This is a genomic window from Nocardia sp. NPDC057455, from assembly GCF_042802775.1.
Classification (GTDB): Bacteria; Actinomycetota; Actinomycetes; order Mycobacteriales; family Mycobacteriaceae; genus Nocardia.
Map to the genome: position 1 here is coordinate 18045 of NZ_JBHVDM010000053.1, position 14106 is coordinate 32150.

General features: G+C 66.5%; 18 protein-coding genes. 4 read left to right on the top strand and 14 right to left on the bottom strand.

Annotation, left to right across the window (positions count from 1 at the left end; all coding sequences use genetic code 11):
- Positions 1-21 precede the first annotated feature (21 nt).
- Together ftsE and ftsX are read left to right on the top strand one after the other, a co-directional pair.
- Positions 22-711: a cell division ATP-binding protein FtsE gene (gene ftsE, locus ACFU5M_RS21530; protein ID WP_379051900.1), complete on the top strand. Its 690-nt coding sequence runs from the start codon at positions 22-24 to the stop codon at positions 709-711.
- A complete protein-coding gene (gene ftsX, locus ACFU5M_RS21535; RefSeq protein ID WP_379051902.1) occupies positions 711-1616 on the top strand; it encodes a permease-like cell division protein FtsX in 906 nt (301 codons plus the stop codon). Before ftsE ends, ftsX begins: the two co-directional genes overlap by 1 nt.
- A gap of 70 nt (positions 1617-1686) precedes the next feature.
- Here the strand turns inward: ftsX and ACFU5M_RS21540 are convergent, their stop codons facing one another.
- Positions 1687-2310 carry a Uma2 family endonuclease gene (locus tag ACFU5M_RS21540; RefSeq protein WP_379051904.1) on the bottom strand — a complete coding sequence of 208 codons (624 nt, stop codon included), beginning with the start codon at positions 2308-2310 and terminating at the stop codon, positions 1687-1689.
- A gap of 491 nt (positions 2311-2801) precedes the next feature.
- On the opposite strand from ACFU5M_RS21540, the gene ACFU5M_RS21545 reads away from it, so the two are divergent.
- Positions 2802-4196, top strand: coding sequence for an acyl-CoA dehydrogenase family protein (locus ACFU5M_RS21545; protein ID WP_379051907.1), 1395 nt, complete (start codon positions 2802-2804; stop codon positions 4194-4196).
- Positions 4197-4229: 33 nt separating this feature from the next.
- Positions 4230-5459: an acyl-CoA dehydrogenase family protein gene (locus tag ACFU5M_RS21550; RefSeq protein ID WP_379051910.1), complete on the top strand. Its 1230-nt coding sequence runs from the start codon at positions 4230-4232 to the stop codon at positions 5457-5459.
- Between the two features lie 93 nt (positions 5460-5552).
- Here the strand turns inward: ACFU5M_RS21550 and ACFU5M_RS21555 are convergent, their stop codons facing one another.
- The 13 genes from ACFU5M_RS21555 to ACFU5M_RS21615 form a co-directional block, all read right to left on the bottom strand.
- Entirely contained in the window at positions 5553-6818 is a 1266-nt protein-coding gene (locus ACFU5M_RS21555) for a tyrosine-type recombinase/integrase (RefSeq protein ID WP_379051912.1), read from the bottom strand.
- The gene (locus tag ACFU5M_RS21560) at positions 6818-7003 is read right to left on the bottom strand and encodes a helix-turn-helix transcriptional regulator (RefSeq protein WP_379051914.1); all 186 of its coding nucleotides are present in this window, start codon (positions 7001-7003) and stop codon (positions 6818-6820) included. Before ACFU5M_RS21560 ends, ACFU5M_RS21555 begins: the two co-directional genes overlap by 1 nt.
- 14 nt (positions 7004-7017) lie before the next feature.
- On the bottom strand, positions 7018-8715 hold the full coding sequence (locus tag ACFU5M_RS21565; protein ID WP_379051916.1) for a replication initiator: 1698 nt from the start codon (positions 8713-8715) through the stop codon (positions 7018-7020).
- On the bottom strand, positions 8715-9341 hold the full coding sequence (locus ACFU5M_RS21570; protein ID WP_379051919.1) for a hypothetical protein: 627 nt from the start codon (positions 9339-9341) through the stop codon (positions 8715-8717). The genes ACFU5M_RS21565 and ACFU5M_RS21570 overlap by 1 nt, the downstream gene beginning before the upstream one ends.
- Positions 9338-9499, bottom strand: a complete 162-nt coding sequence (locus ACFU5M_RS21575) for a hypothetical protein (protein ID WP_379051920.1) — start codon at positions 9497-9499, stop codon at positions 9338-9340. The genes ACFU5M_RS21570 and ACFU5M_RS21575 overlap by 4 nt, the downstream gene beginning before the upstream one ends.
- Positions 9496-10098: a DNA methylase gene (locus ACFU5M_RS21580; protein WP_379051922.1), complete on the bottom strand. Its 603-nt coding sequence runs from the start codon at positions 10096-10098 to the stop codon at positions 9496-9498. Before ACFU5M_RS21580 ends, ACFU5M_RS21575 begins: the two co-directional genes overlap by 4 nt.
- A 98-nt stretch (positions 10099-10196) precedes the next feature.
- The gene (locus ACFU5M_RS21585; protein ID WP_379051925.1) at positions 10197-10397 is read right to left on the bottom strand and encodes a hypothetical protein; all 201 of its coding nucleotides are present in this window, start codon (positions 10395-10397) and stop codon (positions 10197-10199) included.
- Positions 10394-10720: a hypothetical protein gene (locus ACFU5M_RS21590; protein WP_379051927.1), complete on the bottom strand. Its 327-nt coding sequence runs from the start codon at positions 10718-10720 to the stop codon at positions 10394-10396. Before ACFU5M_RS21590 ends, ACFU5M_RS21585 begins: the two co-directional genes overlap by 4 nt.
- Positions 10717-10959 (bottom strand): hypothetical protein, encoded by a 243-nt coding sequence (locus tag ACFU5M_RS21595; protein ID WP_379051929.1) that lies wholly within the window; start codon positions 10957-10959, stop codon positions 10717-10719. Before ACFU5M_RS21595 ends, ACFU5M_RS21590 begins: the two co-directional genes overlap by 4 nt.
- A gap of 65 nt (positions 10960-11024) precedes the next feature.
- Positions 11025-12320 (bottom strand): FtsK/SpoIIIE domain-containing protein, encoded by a 1296-nt coding sequence (locus ACFU5M_RS21600; RefSeq protein ID WP_379051932.1) that lies wholly within the window; start codon positions 12318-12320, stop codon positions 11025-11027.
- 314 nt (positions 12321-12634) lie between these two features.
- A complete protein-coding gene (locus tag ACFU5M_RS21605; protein WP_379051966.1) occupies positions 12635-13312 on the bottom strand; it encodes a DUF2637 domain-containing protein in 678 nt (225 codons plus the stop codon).
- Entirely contained in the window at positions 13312-13533 is a 222-nt protein-coding gene (locus ACFU5M_RS21610) for a hypothetical protein (RefSeq protein WP_379051935.1), read from the bottom strand. The genes ACFU5M_RS21605 and ACFU5M_RS21610 overlap by 1 nt, the downstream gene beginning before the upstream one ends.
- On the bottom strand, positions 13533-14000 hold the full coding sequence (locus ACFU5M_RS21615; RefSeq protein WP_379051936.1) for a hypothetical protein: 468 nt from the start codon (positions 13998-14000) through the stop codon (positions 13533-13535). Before ACFU5M_RS21615 ends, ACFU5M_RS21610 begins: the two co-directional genes overlap by 1 nt.
- Between the last annotated feature and the right edge of the window lie 106 nt (positions 14001-14106).

Sequence of the window (14106 nt, forward strand, 5' to 3'; positions counted from 1 at the left end):
TGCTGGTTACACTGGCTCCCCGTGATCACCATGCGGAACGTGACCAAGTCGTACAAGACCTCGACGCGACCCGCGCTGGACGACATCACCGTCGATGTGGGCAAGGGCGAGTTCGTCTTCATCATCGGACCGTCCGGCTCGGGCAAGTCGACCTTCATGCGATTGCTGCTGAAGGAGGAGACGCCCACGGCGGGCGAGATCAGAGTCGCCGATTTCCGGGTCGACCGGCTACCCGGCCGCAAGGTGCCCAAATTGCGCCAGCGCATCGGGTGCGTCTTCCAGGACTTCCGGCTGCTACAGCAGAAGACGGTGTACCAGAACGTCGCGTTCGCGCTGGAAGTGATCGGCAAGCGACGCCAATTCATCGACCGCACCGTCCCGGAGGTGCTCGACATGGTGGGTCTCGGCGGCAAATCCGACCGGCTGCCGACCGAGCTATCCGGTGGTGAACAGCAGCGCGTGGCGATCGCGCGGGCGTTCGTGAACCGGCCGCTGGTCCTGCTGGCCGACGAACCGACCGGCAACCTCGACCCCGACACCAGCGCCGACATCATGCTGCTGCTGGAGCGGATCAACCGCATCGGCACCACGGTGGTGATGGCCACCCACGACAACCACATCGTCGACGCGATGCGCAGACGGGTGGTCGAGCTCGAGCACGGGCGCCTGGTGCGCGACGAGGCCACGGGCGTGTACGGGGTGGGCCGGTAATGCGCGCGAGCTTCCTGTTCGGCGAGGTCCTCGCGGGCCTGCGCCGCAACGTCACGATGACCATCGCGATGATCCTCACCACGGCGGTCTCGCTCACCATGCTCGGTGGCGGTCTGCTCGCGGTGCGCATCGCGGACAAGACCGAGCAGTACTTCCTGGACCGGCTGGAGGTGCGGCTGTACCTCACCGAAGACGTCTCGGCCAACGACCCGGACTGCTCGCAGGACCCGTGCCGATCGCTCATGGCGGACCTGAAGGCGACCGGCGGCGTGGAGTCGGTCCAGTTCCTCAACCGGGAAGAGGCCGTCCGCGAGGCCAAGGAGAAGACCTTCAAGGACCAGCCCGAGCTGGCCAAGTACGTCAGCGAGACGCCGCTGCCCGCGTCGCTGCGGGTGAAGATGGAGGACGCGGAGCTCTATCCCACGATCTACGAGAAGTTCTACGATCGCCCCGGCGTCGGCATGGTGCGCAACGACAAGGACATCGTGGACCGGCTGGTCAGCCTGTTCGACGGGCTGCGCAACGCGGCCTTCGGTCTGGCGGTGCTGCAAGCGCTGGCCGCGGTGATGCTGATCGCCAACATGGTGCAGATCGCCGCGTTCACCCGGCGCACCGAGGTCGGCATCATGCGGTTGGTCGGCGCGACCCGCTGGTACACCCAGTTGCCGTTCCTGCTCGAGGCCATGGTCGCCGCGCTGGCCGGCTCGGTGCTCGCGGTGCTGGGCCTGCTCATCGCCCGCCCGCTGGTGATCGACCGCGCCCTCGGCGACCTGTTCGCCAGCAAGGTCTTTCCCCGCATCACCGGCGACGACGTCGCGATGACCGCGCTGGTCATCGCCCCGGTCGGCATCGTCTTCGCGGCGATCACGGCCTACGCCACGCTGCGCTACTACGTGCGCGAGTGACCGCCGGAGCCGGTGGCCGCCGCGCCACCGGCTCGACCGGGCACCGCCCGAGTCCTCCCGTATCCGATGTTCACAGCACGAGGTCGGTCAACTGTTCCCAGTCGAGCTGGATCCGGATCGGCAAGTCGACGGCGAACGCGGTCTGCGGCTTCAGGACGCGGGCGAGCCGGTAGTGCCCGACGCCGTGGTCGAGACCGTAGGTCTCGATGGCGGTCACCTCGGTGTCCGACACACTGACCAGCCAGTACCAGGGGATTCCGGCAGCCGCGTACTCGCCCATCTTCTCGAGCCGGTCCGTTTTGACGTGACTGGGCGAGATGACCTCGACGGCGATCTTCAGACAGCGCGCGGGCACCGGTCGCACGTCCGCCGGCACGCACTCGAACAGGGCGATATCGGGACGCCGAATCGTCGCGCGGGGCACTTCCCAGAGCACCACGTCGAAGTCATGGTTGGCGTCCAGACATGCCGAGGGATCTTCGGCCATATTTTCGCGGGCCGCCGCTTCCAGCATCGCCAGCAGCCGATGAACGGCCTTCTGATGTGCCCTCGTCGGAGATTCGCATCGAACCGCGTCCCCGTTCACCACCTCTACCAGGCGGCAGAACTCGTCGGGAAGCTCGCGCCAGATGTCGACCGTGATCGGCTCGGGCTGCACGTTGTCCGGCCGGGCCCAGTCGAAGATCGCTGACATGCGTCGGATTGTAATCACGGCGGCCATGCCGGCCGCCCGTACCGACTACATCCCACTGCGCCACACCAGCACGTTCGCCGCCTATGGCAGCACCACCGTCATGCGCGCGACGGACTCCCGCGCCAGTCGGTCCCGAACAGCTCGTACCGGCGGCGCGATGCGGTCGAGGATTCGAGTTCGGGTAACGAATCAGGATCGATCGCCGCTCTCGCCTTGGAACGGGGCGAATCACCGGCGGCCGCATCGGCCGTTTCGCTCGGCGGCTACTCCGGGGGGTCGGAAAGCGCAGATCATCGCCTTGCAGTAATAGCGCCACATTTGGCGCAGATGACGGTCGACCGCCGACTACCCAGCTTTGGGCACTCGTCCAGCAAGGCGCTGATTCCCCACGTAAGCTGCCTCTCGACGCGGTTCTTACTCAGCAGTAAGATAGCCTTACTCTGGAGTAAGATAGCCGGAGATAGACCGCACCAACCCGTCCGAGAAAACAGGTGATGATGAGCACTCGAGACAGCGCAACGAAGCGAAGTCCAGACACGTCCGCGGTCGGCCTGACCCAACCCAAGCGGGATTGGATGGGCGCGGCGATGCGGGTCATGACGACCCTCACCGGGTCGGAACTCGCCGAGAAATACAACCTGCGCAAGCCGATCGAGCGCGTCACCTATGAGGGCACCAAGACCGGCTTCCGCACGCTCGGCGCGGCGACCCGCGCGTTCGCCAGGGTGGCGGGCAGTGGCGCGCCGAAGCGCCTGGCCACCAACGAGGCGAAGAACAAGGACTTCTTCGATCTGACGCCGTCCGACGAACAGCAGATGATCGTCGAGACAGTGCGGGAGTTCGCCGCCGAGATCCTGCGACCGGCCGCCTACGAGGCCGACAGCGCCGCCAAGGCGCCGCGCGACCTGCTCGAGCGCGCCGCCGAACTCGGCATCACCCTGATCAACGTGCCCGAGGAACTCGAGGGTGCGGCCTCCGAGCGCGGTGCGGTAACCAACTCGCTGGTCGCCGAGGCGCTGGCACACGGCGACATGGGTCTGGCCCTGCCCATCCTGGCGCCCAGCGGCGTCGCGGTCGCACTCTCGCAGTGGGGCAGCGACGCACAGCAGAAGACCTATCTGCCCTCTTTCACCGGCGAGAACGTGCCGCAGGCCTCGGTGGTGATCAGCGAGCCGCGCGCCCTGTTCGATCCGTTCGCCCTGGAAACCAAGGCGGTGCGCTCGCCGAGCGGCTACCGCATCTCGGGCGTGAAGAGCCTGGTGCCCGCCGCGGCCGACGCCGAGCTGTTCCTCGTCGCCGCCGAGCTGGACGGCCGTCCCGCGCTGTTCATCGTCGAGTCGGACGCGCCGGGCCTGGTCGTGGAGGCCGACCCGAGCATGGGTCTGCGCGCCGCGGGCCTCGGCCGCCTGATCCTGGACAACGTCGCGGTCGGCACCGACGCCATCCTGGGCGACGGTGATGCCACGACCCGCGCCGAGGAGTACGCCGACGCCGTGCGCTTGGCCCGCCTCGGCTGGGCTTCGCTCGCCGCGGGCACCGGCCAGGCCGTGCTGGACTACGTGATCCCGTACGTGAACGAGCGCGAAGCGTTCGGCGAGCCGATCTCGCACCGTCAAGCGGTCGCCTTCATGGTCGCCAACATCGCCATCGAACTCGACGGCCTGCGGCTGGTGACGCTGCGCGGCGCTTCTCGCGCGGAGCAGGGCCTTTCCTTCGGCCGGGAGGCGGCGCTGGCCCGCAAGCTCGCCACCGACAAGGGCATGCAGATCGGCCTCGACGGCGTGCAGTTGCTCGGCGGTCACGGCTTCACCAAGGAACACCCGGTCGAGCGCTGGTACCGCGACCTGCGGGGCATCGGCATCGCCGAAGGTGTCGTGCTCATCTAACCGGCCCGTTCCGTTTTCCAGGAGACCTCACCCATGATCAATCTCGAACTTCCCAAGAAGCTGCGGGCCAGCGCGAACCAGGCGCACCAGGTCGCGCAGGAGATCTTCCGCCCGATTTCGCGCAAGTACGACCTCGCCGAGCACGACTACCCGGTCGAGCTGGACACCATGGCCGCCATGGTCGAGGGTCTGGCCGACTCCGGCACCCAGAAGATCGGTGGCGCCGCCGGTGGCCGCTCCGACGACAGCGACGCCGACCGCCACGCCACCGAGCTGCTCGGAAACACCAACGGCGGCAACATGTCCGCGCTGTTGAACGCGCTGGAGACCTCGTGGGGCGATGTCGGCCTCATGCTGTCGATCCCCTACCAGGGTCTGGGTAACGCGGCCATCGCCGCCGTCGCCACCGACGAGCAGTTGAAGCGCTTCGGCAAGGTGTGGGCCTCGATGGCGATCACCGAGCCGTCGTTCGGCTCCGACTCCGCCGCCGTGTCCACCACCGCCGTGCTCGACGGCGACGAGTGGGTACTCAACGGCGAGAAGATCTTCGTCACCGCGGGCCAGCGCTCGACCCACATCGTGGTGTGGGCGACGGTGGACAAGAGCCTCGGGCGCGCGGCGATCAAGTCGTTCGTCGTGCCGCGCGACGCCCCCGGCCTCTCGGTGGCGCGGCTCGAGCACAAGCTCGGCATCAAGGCCTCCGACACCGCCGTGCTGCTGTTGCAGGACTGCCGGATTCCGAAGGACAACATCCTCGGCAGCCCGGAAGTCAACGTGGAGAAGGGTTTTGCCGGGGTCATGCAGACCTTCGACAACACCCGTCCGCTGGTCGCCGCGATGGCGATCGGCGTCGCTCGCGCCGCGCTCGAAGAGCTGCGCTCGATCCTGACCGCCGCGGGCGTGGACATCTCCTACGACGCCCCGGCCAACAACCAGCACGCCGCTGCCGCCGAATTCCTGCGGATGGAGGCCGATTACGAGGCCGCCTACCTGCTCGCCCTGCGCGCCGCGTGGATGGCCGACAACAAGAAGCCCAACTCGCTCGAGGCGTCCATGTCCAAGGCGAAGGCGGGCCGCACCGGCACCGACGTCACCTTGAAGGCCGTCGAACTGGCCGGGGCCATCGGCTACTCCCAGCGCACCTTGCTGGAGAAGTGGGGCCGCGACTCGAAGATTCTGGACATCTTCGAAGGAACCCAGCAGATCCAGCAGCTGATCGTCGCCCGCCGCGTCCTCGGTAAGACCAGCGCCGAGCTGAAATAACCTGGTAGACAACGCAAAACCGGTGCGAGTCCACTCATCAACTCGCACCGGTTTTCTCGTGTCCGACATTCGGCTCATCGGTTCACCACTCGCTCAGGCCGCCTGTAGGCCGTCATCGCCGGGAAGCTCCCAAATTCGGGCCGCCTCATCCACGGCCTGACGAGCACGCTCATGGCTGGACGGCAGTAGGTGCGTGTAGACGCGGAGAGTGAAGCCAGGGTCCTCGTGCCCGAGATAGTCGGCCAGCTCTTTCACCGACACGCCCCGCGAGAGCAGCTTGGAGGCATACAGGTGCCGAAGCCCGGAGTGCATCCCGTCGGCCCGGTTCTGGTAGTCCAATCCCGCTTTGCCGAACGCCGGTTTCCACACGATCTTGGTGAACAGATCTCCGCTCATCGCGCCGCATTGCTCGTTGACGATCAGCAGCCGGGCCGTGACTGGATCACCATCGGCCGAGCCCCACGGAAGCGTGACCGGCTGCGGTGGGAACACCTTCATGTGCTGGTCGATTGCGTCGAGCACTGCACGCGACAGCGGGATATAGCGGGTCTTCTCCCGCTTCGGGAGCGCGAACATCAGCGTGCCCTTGACGTACTTCACCTGACGCTGAATGTGCACCGTCATGGCTTCTCGGTCGATGTCGTCGGGCGAGAGCCCGAGTAATTCACCCTGTCGCAGCCCCAGACCCGCACCGACCGGGATCACGATCGAGTACCGCTCCCCCACGCTGCCCAGCCCACGCCGCACCGCGGTCACGCGGTCATCCGCCCACACAACGACCTTCGGACTACGCCGCACAGGCCGACGCACCGTCTTGGCATTGCACGGGTTCTGTCGAATGAGCTTGTCGTCCACAGCTGTGTCCAGCACACCCGCAACGATGTCGAACAGCACAGCCATGTAGTTGTCGGAGTACTTCCGCTCCTCCAGCTCACTCACCCAATCGCGCACCGTCGACGGGAGAATTCGCCCCACCGGCAGATTGCCGAACACCGGATAGATTCGAGATTCGAGCCGACTCCGCAGCGCTTCACGCGTCGCTGGGTCCGACGACTGCGCCCGATACCAGCTTTCCGCCTGTTGCCGAAAGGTCTTCCGGGATGCGCGAGGGTCGATGTACTTGCCCTCACGCTTGTCGGACTCGACCTCGATAAGGAAGTCGTCGGCGCGTTTCTTCTCCCGGTCCGGGAACGACTTCGACCGCTCCACGCCGTCCGGGTCGATGTAGCGGACCCGATACCGCAGGCCACGGCCGAACAGTTCGGTCTTCTCCATCACCGGCTTACCGCGGCCGTTGACGATGACCTTGCCGTCTTCGTCGCGCTTCGGTCGCCACCAGCGATCATCAACGTGCCCCATCAGGCGGCCTCATCCAGGTCCGCCCACGCCCGCAGCTTCGCCGGGTTGTAGCGCAGGTGCCGACCGATCTTGCGGACCGGTGGCCCCTCACCGAGCCACTTCCATTGATAGAGCGTCTTCACCGGGATGTTGAGGAAGTACGCGGCCTCCTCCACTGTCCACAACCGATCCTCCGGCAGATCCATACCAGTCTCCTCCCCTACGCTGCTTGCCGCGTTGTCGAATTTGGGTCTGTCCCCGGCGGGTTGGCTGCGAGTCGTGCTCTGTCGTACTCGGCGCGCCAGGTGAGGCGCTGGGACACCGCCGCCATGATCAGGTGATCGCGGGGCGGGACGTTCTTGTCGCCCGGTTCCACCGGGGTGATGATCAGATGCGAGCGATCCGGTTTGACGATCCCGACCGCGGCAAGGGTTTGCCGAACGAACTCGGCGCGGTCGTGCTTGTGGTCGGGAAGGGTCTTGTTCGACCAGCGACGCGACACCAGCACCCGCCGCCCCGGCAACCCCAACGTGTCCCGACGATGTGCCTTGCCCTTGCAGCGGCCCGGCTGAGTCTTGGCCGTGGCCCCCTTGGGGACGATGCCGTAGCGCAACCACACCGCGCAGCGCGGCGAGCACGGAGTCCGTTGCAGTTCGGCGTGGAGCCGGTCGTAGTGGACCGCGGTGCGGGTGTTGGGCGGTTCGATGATTTCCCCGACCGACTTCGTCAGGTACTTCGTCAGGTAGCGGACCTTCTGATCCGCCTCCTCAGTCCCGCCGAGGATGCCCTTGGAATCGACCTGGACACCGAACCGGACCACGTGCGCAGGCTCCAGATCATCGATCGAGTCCAGGACATCCAGCGCGTCATCCCACCCGGTCAACGGCTGCCCGGTGCCAGGGTCAACGAACGTGCCGGCCGCGTGATCCCACACCGGCATCGTCTCGCCGGAGTACACCTCGTTCTCGGCGTCAAAGTGAGGCCACCACACCTGGTGATAGGTCCCTTCGGTCACCGCCCGGAACACCGCGTGCGGGATCGAACCCCGGATCGCCAGATGCAGGTGCGGGGCACCCCGACGCTGAGGTTCCACGGTCGCGAAGTACTGCACGTCCCAGCCGACCGCGCGACGCAGGTTCTGTATCCACCGATCCACCAGGGCCGCGAAGTGCACGATGTCGCGCGCCGCGCGGGTGTAGTCGTAGGAGTCCGGATCACGTGGTGAGCCGTCCCCGCACACCTCGCCCTTGGAGTTGACCGCGCCGTCTTTGTGGACCAGCCCGTAGGAGTCCAGGGTGAGGGTCACGAACGTGGAGGGCCGGTACTTGCCCGCGTACTCGCGCCCGATGGTGGTCTTGGCCACCCGCTTGCGCGGCAGGTTCGGCACGTCCTGACGCCGCCGGGTGGAACGCTTGCGCCGCTCCTTGTGTGTGGCGTCCAGGTCCGGCAGCCGGCCACGGAACCCGGACTCCCGCAGTTCCACATCCAGCGACGCGACGACCTCCCGGATACCGTCCATCGCTTCACGGTCATCGGCGTCGCAGGCGTCCTGATATTGGGCGAACAGGTCCGAGCGCGCCGCCACCAGGTCCTTCTGCTGCTGACTGGGGGCGCGGGTGTCGTTGACCGGTTCGGCGTCCATGTGCCAGCCCTCATGGCACTGGGTCATCCGCAGATACCGGGCCTTGGTCGCGCACGCCGGGCACACCGATTCGATGGTGGACTTGCAGGGTGCGCCGACGTAGTCCACCCGCAGCGTTCTCGGGTCTTCGGCGCGCATCGGGATCGGGCGACGGCAGATGTGCTGTTCATCGGCTACGGCGTGGGCGACATCCCGGAAATCCGGCAGGCTACGGCGCTCGGCCGCGGTCTGCCGGATCGGGACCACCGAACCAGGATCAGTGGTGATGGGTTCCATTACGCCGCCTTCGGTCGGGTCCAGTGATCCACCCGCGGCAAGGTGATCGCTTGAGCCAAAGCATCGGAGTGGCGGAAGGCCAGTTCTACCGTGCCGGGACCGGTGATGGTGGCGCGGCAGTCCAACGCCCCGAACGCGTGCGCCAGATGCGTGACGCGGTTTTCGAAGTCGGCGGGGCAGTGGCCTTCCAGCATCCGCACTCGCACGCGATCGGTGGCCGGGCCGATCTCCACCCCGAGCAGGCGCGGGATGAACGTGCGGTCGCCGCGGTCGATGCTCAGGTGGCAGGCTTTCATCAGCGTGGCCCACCGCCCGCGGTAGCGGTGCCAGGTCAGGAACCGGGTGCGAGCACGGCGGGTGACCCAGCGCTCGAACGTCTCCGGGCGAGCACGCTGCCACAGCAGGAGCCCCGCGACGGACACCCCGGCAGCCGCGAGACCCACCGGCCACCCCACCAGCACCCAGGCTGTGACCACGAGGGCGAGGGGGACGGAGATCATCGGGAACAGGACCAGCCACCACACGCCGATCGCCGTTGCCCACAGCAGGTTGAGCAGTGCCAGCGCGAACCGGTCGGACGCGTCCAAGCGGGTGTCTTTGCGGATGTGAACGGTTTTGGTGGTCATCGGTCGTCCTTGGTGGTGGAGTCGAACAAGGTCATTTGGCCGTGGCAGGGCGCGTGCAGGTCTTTGCGTGCGCGGCGCTTGCGAGCGGTAACCTGATCGGCCGCGGCCTGCACAATCGGATTCACTTGAGACACAGCCGGTTTCGTTCTGCTGCTCATGCCGCTACCTCTTGTCCGCCGGCGAGGTGGGCGAGCAAGGCGGCACCGATCCATTGGGTGTAGGCGGGTGGGATCGCTTCGGCGAGGCTGCGCCGGTTGGCCGTCCAGTCGATGCCCATGGCGTCCTGCCACTCCGGGACACTGCCTTTGCCGCCGCCCTCGCCGTACACCGCGACATACGGACCGGTGAACCACTCACCATGTCGGCAGCCCGACACCCGCCCACGGTGCTTGAGGTGAACCGGTTGAGCGACGCTCCAGCCCCCGAGTTCGAACACCCGGTGCCGCAGTACCCGCAGGCCGAACATTTCCCCGCACAGCCGCAGGTCCCGCCGGATCGGTGCCCCTTGCACGTTCTCGATCACGAACGGCCGGCCGATGGCCTCCAGCACCGCGCGAGTTTCCGGGATCAACTGCGGATGCCGGCGACCCAGAGCCGCGTTCCGTTTGGCGTTGGTGCCTTTCGTGAGCGCGGTCGAGGACTGGCACGGCGGAGAGGCGTGGATCGCGTCGAACTCATGCCCATGCCGGCGGGCGAAATCCAACGCATCAGCCTGAAAGCCATCGAACGGGTAATCCGGTTGCGGCTCGATGTCCACACCCACCACGTCGAATCCGGCACGGTGGTAGCCCATCCCGGCACCACCGGCGCAGGAGAACAGGTCCAACAGCCGCGGACGACGTCCGGTCACGGTGTTCATGCGGCTTCGTCCCATTCGTAGCCGTCGTCCAGGTCGGCATCCCAACCCGGAGCCTCCCCGGTCTCCACCAGCAGATGCACCGCGATACCGATCGGGTCGACGCCGCGGCGGTCGAGTTGGCAGCGCCGCAGGGCACGGGTATCGATCACCGCATCGATCTCGTCATGGGCATGGAGAGAGCGGAGGTTGTTGCTCATGGCAGGGCCTCGATTTCCGGGACGCCGCACACTTCGCAGGTGCGGGAACGAGTGGCTTTGCCCAGCGACCACAGGGTGGTCTGCCAGGACTCGGGGAAGACGTGGCCGGCTTCGGCGCAGCGGGCGGTAGCGAGGCAGCCATCGCAGCGCACCTGGTCGCCGTCATACAGCCAGCCCACGCCGCCGCTGCGGGCATTGAGGTAGGCCACGGCCTGATTGATGGAGTCGAAGCAAATCGACTCGTTCTCGCCTTCGGAGTAGATGTCGCCGCAGCCGTCGCAGTACACGACCACGTGTGTCTCGGTCACGAATCCCCGTTTCATGCCACGACCTCCGCGACATACAGCCCGCAGCGCACGCACTGACGAGTCAGCAACGTCTCGCCGCTGGTGATCCGGCCGATCGATGTGTGCCAGTCGTGGCCCGGGTTGTAGCAGGGCGACAACGGCAGGCAGTCAGGACACATCAGCCTGTCGCCGTACAGCTCCCAGCCCTCCGCGCCGTCCACGAAGAAGTCCATCGCCCCATCGATCGAGTCGAACTCATCCGCGACCCCCTGCACACCAAAGGGTTCCTCGCACTCGCAGCAGTGAGCCACGACCGGCCCCACGGCGGTGAATCCGCGTTTCATGCCGCCACCGGCCCGTCATCGAACCCGCTGAAGTCCGCGAGGTTGACCGGCCGCGGCAACGGTGTGTACTGCTTGACGATCCAATCGATATCCGCGTTGGTGATATGGAAAGCGCGAGCACGCCGGAAACCGGGTTTGCCGTCCTCCTGCACATAGCAGACACCCGGAGTCGAATGCGGAATCTCGTCGCAGCGCGAACCCCGCTCCCGGGCACCTTGGCCGTGGATCATGGCGACCTGTGTCGGTTCGTCCATCCGCATCCCGATCCGATACGGCAACAACTGTCGTTGCGGCACAGTGTCTTTCGACGGATCGATCACGGTTTCGATCACCGAGAACAACGGAGCCCGACCCTGCGACAGCAGTTGCCCGTGGGCATGTTCGAACCGGTTGCGCAGCTCCGAAGTGGTGAACGCCGACAACACCGCCGCCTCATCGATGATCGTCACCACCAGCGGGTTATCCGGTGTCGGGACCGGTTTGCGCACCCCGTCTTGGCCGTAGCAGTCCGCGGCGGCTTTCATGTCCGCGACCGTGGCCTCCAACTGGGCGATCATGAACTCCGGTTCGGTGTGCGCGAACTGGGTGCACAATGGCTCCAGATGCCCGAGTTCCATCCGGCCTTTCGGGTCGATCAGCCGCAGGTCCACCCGCCCGGAGCGGATCGCCGGACCCATGCCCTTGACCAGGGCGTGCAGCACCGTGGACTTACCCGACCCCATGCCGCCGGCGATCAGCACGTGACGGCCCTGCACCGGCACCGGCCAGACTTCGCCGTCTTCGAACACCCCGGTCGGGACCGCTTCCAGGTCCACGCCGTCCCCAAACGCCACCATGGGCGCAGCAACGGCATCAGCCAGGGTGTCGTAGACGCGCAGGTCCAGGCGGACGAAGCCGGGCCCGGCCCCCGTCGCAGTCACTTGCGGGACACCGAAGTACTGCGCCAGCGCGTCGAGGGTGTCCTCGTTGGTCCAGTCCTTGAGCTTCTGCCCGCCGAGCATCTGCACGTCCACCGACATCCCGAACGGGGTGTAGGACGCGGACAGGACGTTCGGGAACCCGGTATCCCAGGAGCCGAGCCCCAACGCCGGCCACATCAACGACAGTTGCGCCGAGTCGGTCACCACGAACACCGCCGTGCGCAGCTCCACCGGAGCCCCCGCAACGACATCACCAGCATCACCAGCCGGTTGCACACCAGCGCCGCGCGCCGCCAGTGACCGCAGCCACCACAACGCCGACGCCCCAGTGCACATACCACCGGCCAGCATCACCGAACTCGCGATACTCATCTCAGAACCCCCAACCCTGCGGGCCGCGCTCCAACTCACAGAACAGGCGGCAGCCATTCGGAGCCGGGGACGGGGACGGAGCCTTGTCGACCTTCGGCCGGCCGAGACCGGCGTCCTCGCAGAACATCACGCACCGGGGTGCAGCCGGGGCGGGCGTCTCGGTGGTGGTGGTGGCTACCGCCGAGGAGGACGCAGCGGCCGGGACAGTCGGGGTCGGGGTGGCCGGAGAGGAGGTGCCCAGCACTCCAACACCGGCCAACAGGGTCACCAGCGACGAAACACCCATCGCTACAGCAGGAACAGAAACAGTCATCTCAACCCCCCACAGGGATAGCGAGCGGCAGCATCGGTTGCTGAACCGGACGCGGACGAACAGGAACAGGACGGATAGGCCGAACCGGAGCCGTCCGCACCACCGCCGGGACAGCCGCAACGGCAGGCAACGGAAGCTGAACCGGTTCGGGATCGAGATCGGGCACGGATTCCACCGCAGCGACAACCGGCGTGTCGGTCTCCGGCACCGGGTCGGGCTCGACATCGGAGACGGTCTCGGCCGCGGGCTTCTCGACGCCTTTGCGCTGAGCAGCGCGGAACAGCATCACCCCGCCATGCGTGTCCACCAACAGAGCGATCGGGGCGATAGCCGCGATCACCGCCGCCACCCAGTTCGGAAGCTGTTGCCCATCGGTGAACGCGTGCAGGCTGTTGCCCGCCACCGACACCACCGCACCCACCCCGAGCACCCAGGAGAACCAGCGGCGCTCATCGGGCCGGTTGGACAGCACCATCACCGACACCGTCGCCTGAATGATGGTGCCGTCCACGATCACCGGGAACAGCCACGAATCATCGCGGTCGATGCCCGCGAGTTCCGCGAGATCGCGGAGTGTTTCGTAGCTGAGGACGAACGCGGCGACGCCGACGCCGACGATGATCAACACCGCCGCCACCAGCGCCAACCGCATCCGCACCGAGCGGTCATCCCCGAACATCACGCCACAGCCTTCGAGCCGGTACCCGACGTGGCGGTGTAGTCGTTCAGCGCCTTCGCCAACCGGTCGTGCAGATCGGCCGCGATGTCCGGCGTCATGTACAGATGCCCCGAACCGGTCGAGACGACGACCATGCCGATGCTGCCGACGTACTGGGCCTGCACCCGCTCGTCATCACCGTGGGCCGACGAGCTGATCTGCATCCACACGTTGGTGCTCATCACGCACCCGCCTTCGCGGCATTGCCGTTGCCGGCCGCGGTGGGCTTCGGGGTGTTGTTGTCACCCTTGATCCCGGTCGCCCGGTAGACATAGCCCAGGTACTTGAACTCGCCCTGACCCATCACCTTCGGCTCCGCGGTCAAGCCCTCCAACTCGATGAACCACATGTCGTCGACGATCTGCTCACCCGCCGGCACCGGCTGATGCTGCGAAATGAAGGTGATCTCGAACGACGCGCGCTTGCCCTTGCCCTCGCTGGCCTCGTGCGGGTCGGTAACCGTCGCCGTCCACAACGGCAGGCCCGTGCCCTCCCCCGTCTTCGGATCGAAGTCGAACTTCTGCTCCGGCAGCGCGTTGCGGTCCGGGTTGTACTTGATCGCCGGGCCAATGGGAGCCATCAAGATCAGGCGCTTCGGGAACGCCACCCGCGACTCGATATCGAACTTGTAACCCTTGCTGATTGCCATGGTTTCTCCTATTGGTTGAGCTGACACATATCAGTATGCACCAGTATGAGTCAGCATGGAAGTGGTTGACTTAGATCGGTGCATGTCAGTTGCGTAGACTGGGCCG

Excerpts from the sequence above, each read along its gene's own strand:
- ftsX (WP_379051902.1), top strand. The coding sequence starts at position 711 with ATGCGCGCGAGCTTCCTGTTCGGCGAGGTCCTCGCGGGCCTGCGCCGC.
- ACFU5M_RS21540 (WP_379051904.1), bottom strand. The coding sequence starts at position 2,310 with ATGTCAGCGATCTTCGACTGGGCCCGGCCGGACAACGTGCAGCCCGAG.
- ACFU5M_RS21550 (WP_379051910.1), top strand. The coding sequence starts at position 4,230 with ATGATCAATCTCGAACTTCCCAAGAAGCTGCGGGCCAGCGCGAACCAG.
- ACFU5M_RS21555 (WP_379051912.1), bottom strand. The coding sequence starts at position 6,818 with ATGGGGCACGTTGATGATCGCTGGTGGCGACCGAAGCGCGACGAAGAC.
- ACFU5M_RS21560 (WP_379051914.1), bottom strand. The coding sequence starts at position 7,003 with ATGGATCTGCCGGAGGATCGGTTGTGGACAGTGGAGGAGGCCGCGTAC.
- ACFU5M_RS21565 (WP_379051916.1), bottom strand. The coding sequence starts at position 8,715 with ATGGAACCCATCACCACTGATCCTGGTTCGGTGGTCCCGATCCGGCAG.
- ACFU5M_RS21570 (WP_379051919.1), bottom strand. The coding sequence starts at position 9,341 with ATGACCACCAAAACCGTTCACATCCGCAAAGACACCCGCTTGGACGCG.
- ACFU5M_RS21575 (WP_379051920.1), bottom strand. The coding sequence starts at position 9,499 with ATGAGCAGCAGAACGAAACCGGCTGTGTCTCAAGTGAATCCGATTGTG.
- ACFU5M_RS21585 (WP_379051925.1), bottom strand. The coding sequence starts at position 10,397 with ATGAGCAACAACCTCCGCTCTCTCCATGCCCATGACGAGATCGATGCG.
- ACFU5M_RS21590 (WP_379051927.1), bottom strand. The coding sequence starts at position 10,720 with ATGAAACGGGGATTCGTGACCGAGACACACGTGGTCGTGTACTGCGAC.
- ACFU5M_RS21600 (WP_379051932.1), bottom strand. The coding sequence starts at position 12,320 with ATGAGTATCGCGAGTTCGGTGATGCTGGCCGGTGGTATGTGCACTGGG.
- ACFU5M_RS21605 (WP_379051966.1), bottom strand. The coding sequence starts at position 13,312 with ATGTTCGGGGATGACCGCTCGGTGCGGATGCGGTTGGCGCTGGTGGCG.
- ACFU5M_RS21610 (WP_379051935.1), bottom strand. The coding sequence starts at position 13,533 with ATGAGCACCAACGTGTGGATGCAGATCAGCTCGTCGGCCCACGGTGAT.
- ACFU5M_RS21615 (WP_379051936.1), bottom strand. The coding sequence starts at position 14,000 with ATGGCAATCAGCAAGGGTTACAAGTTCGATATCGAGTCGCGGGTGGCG.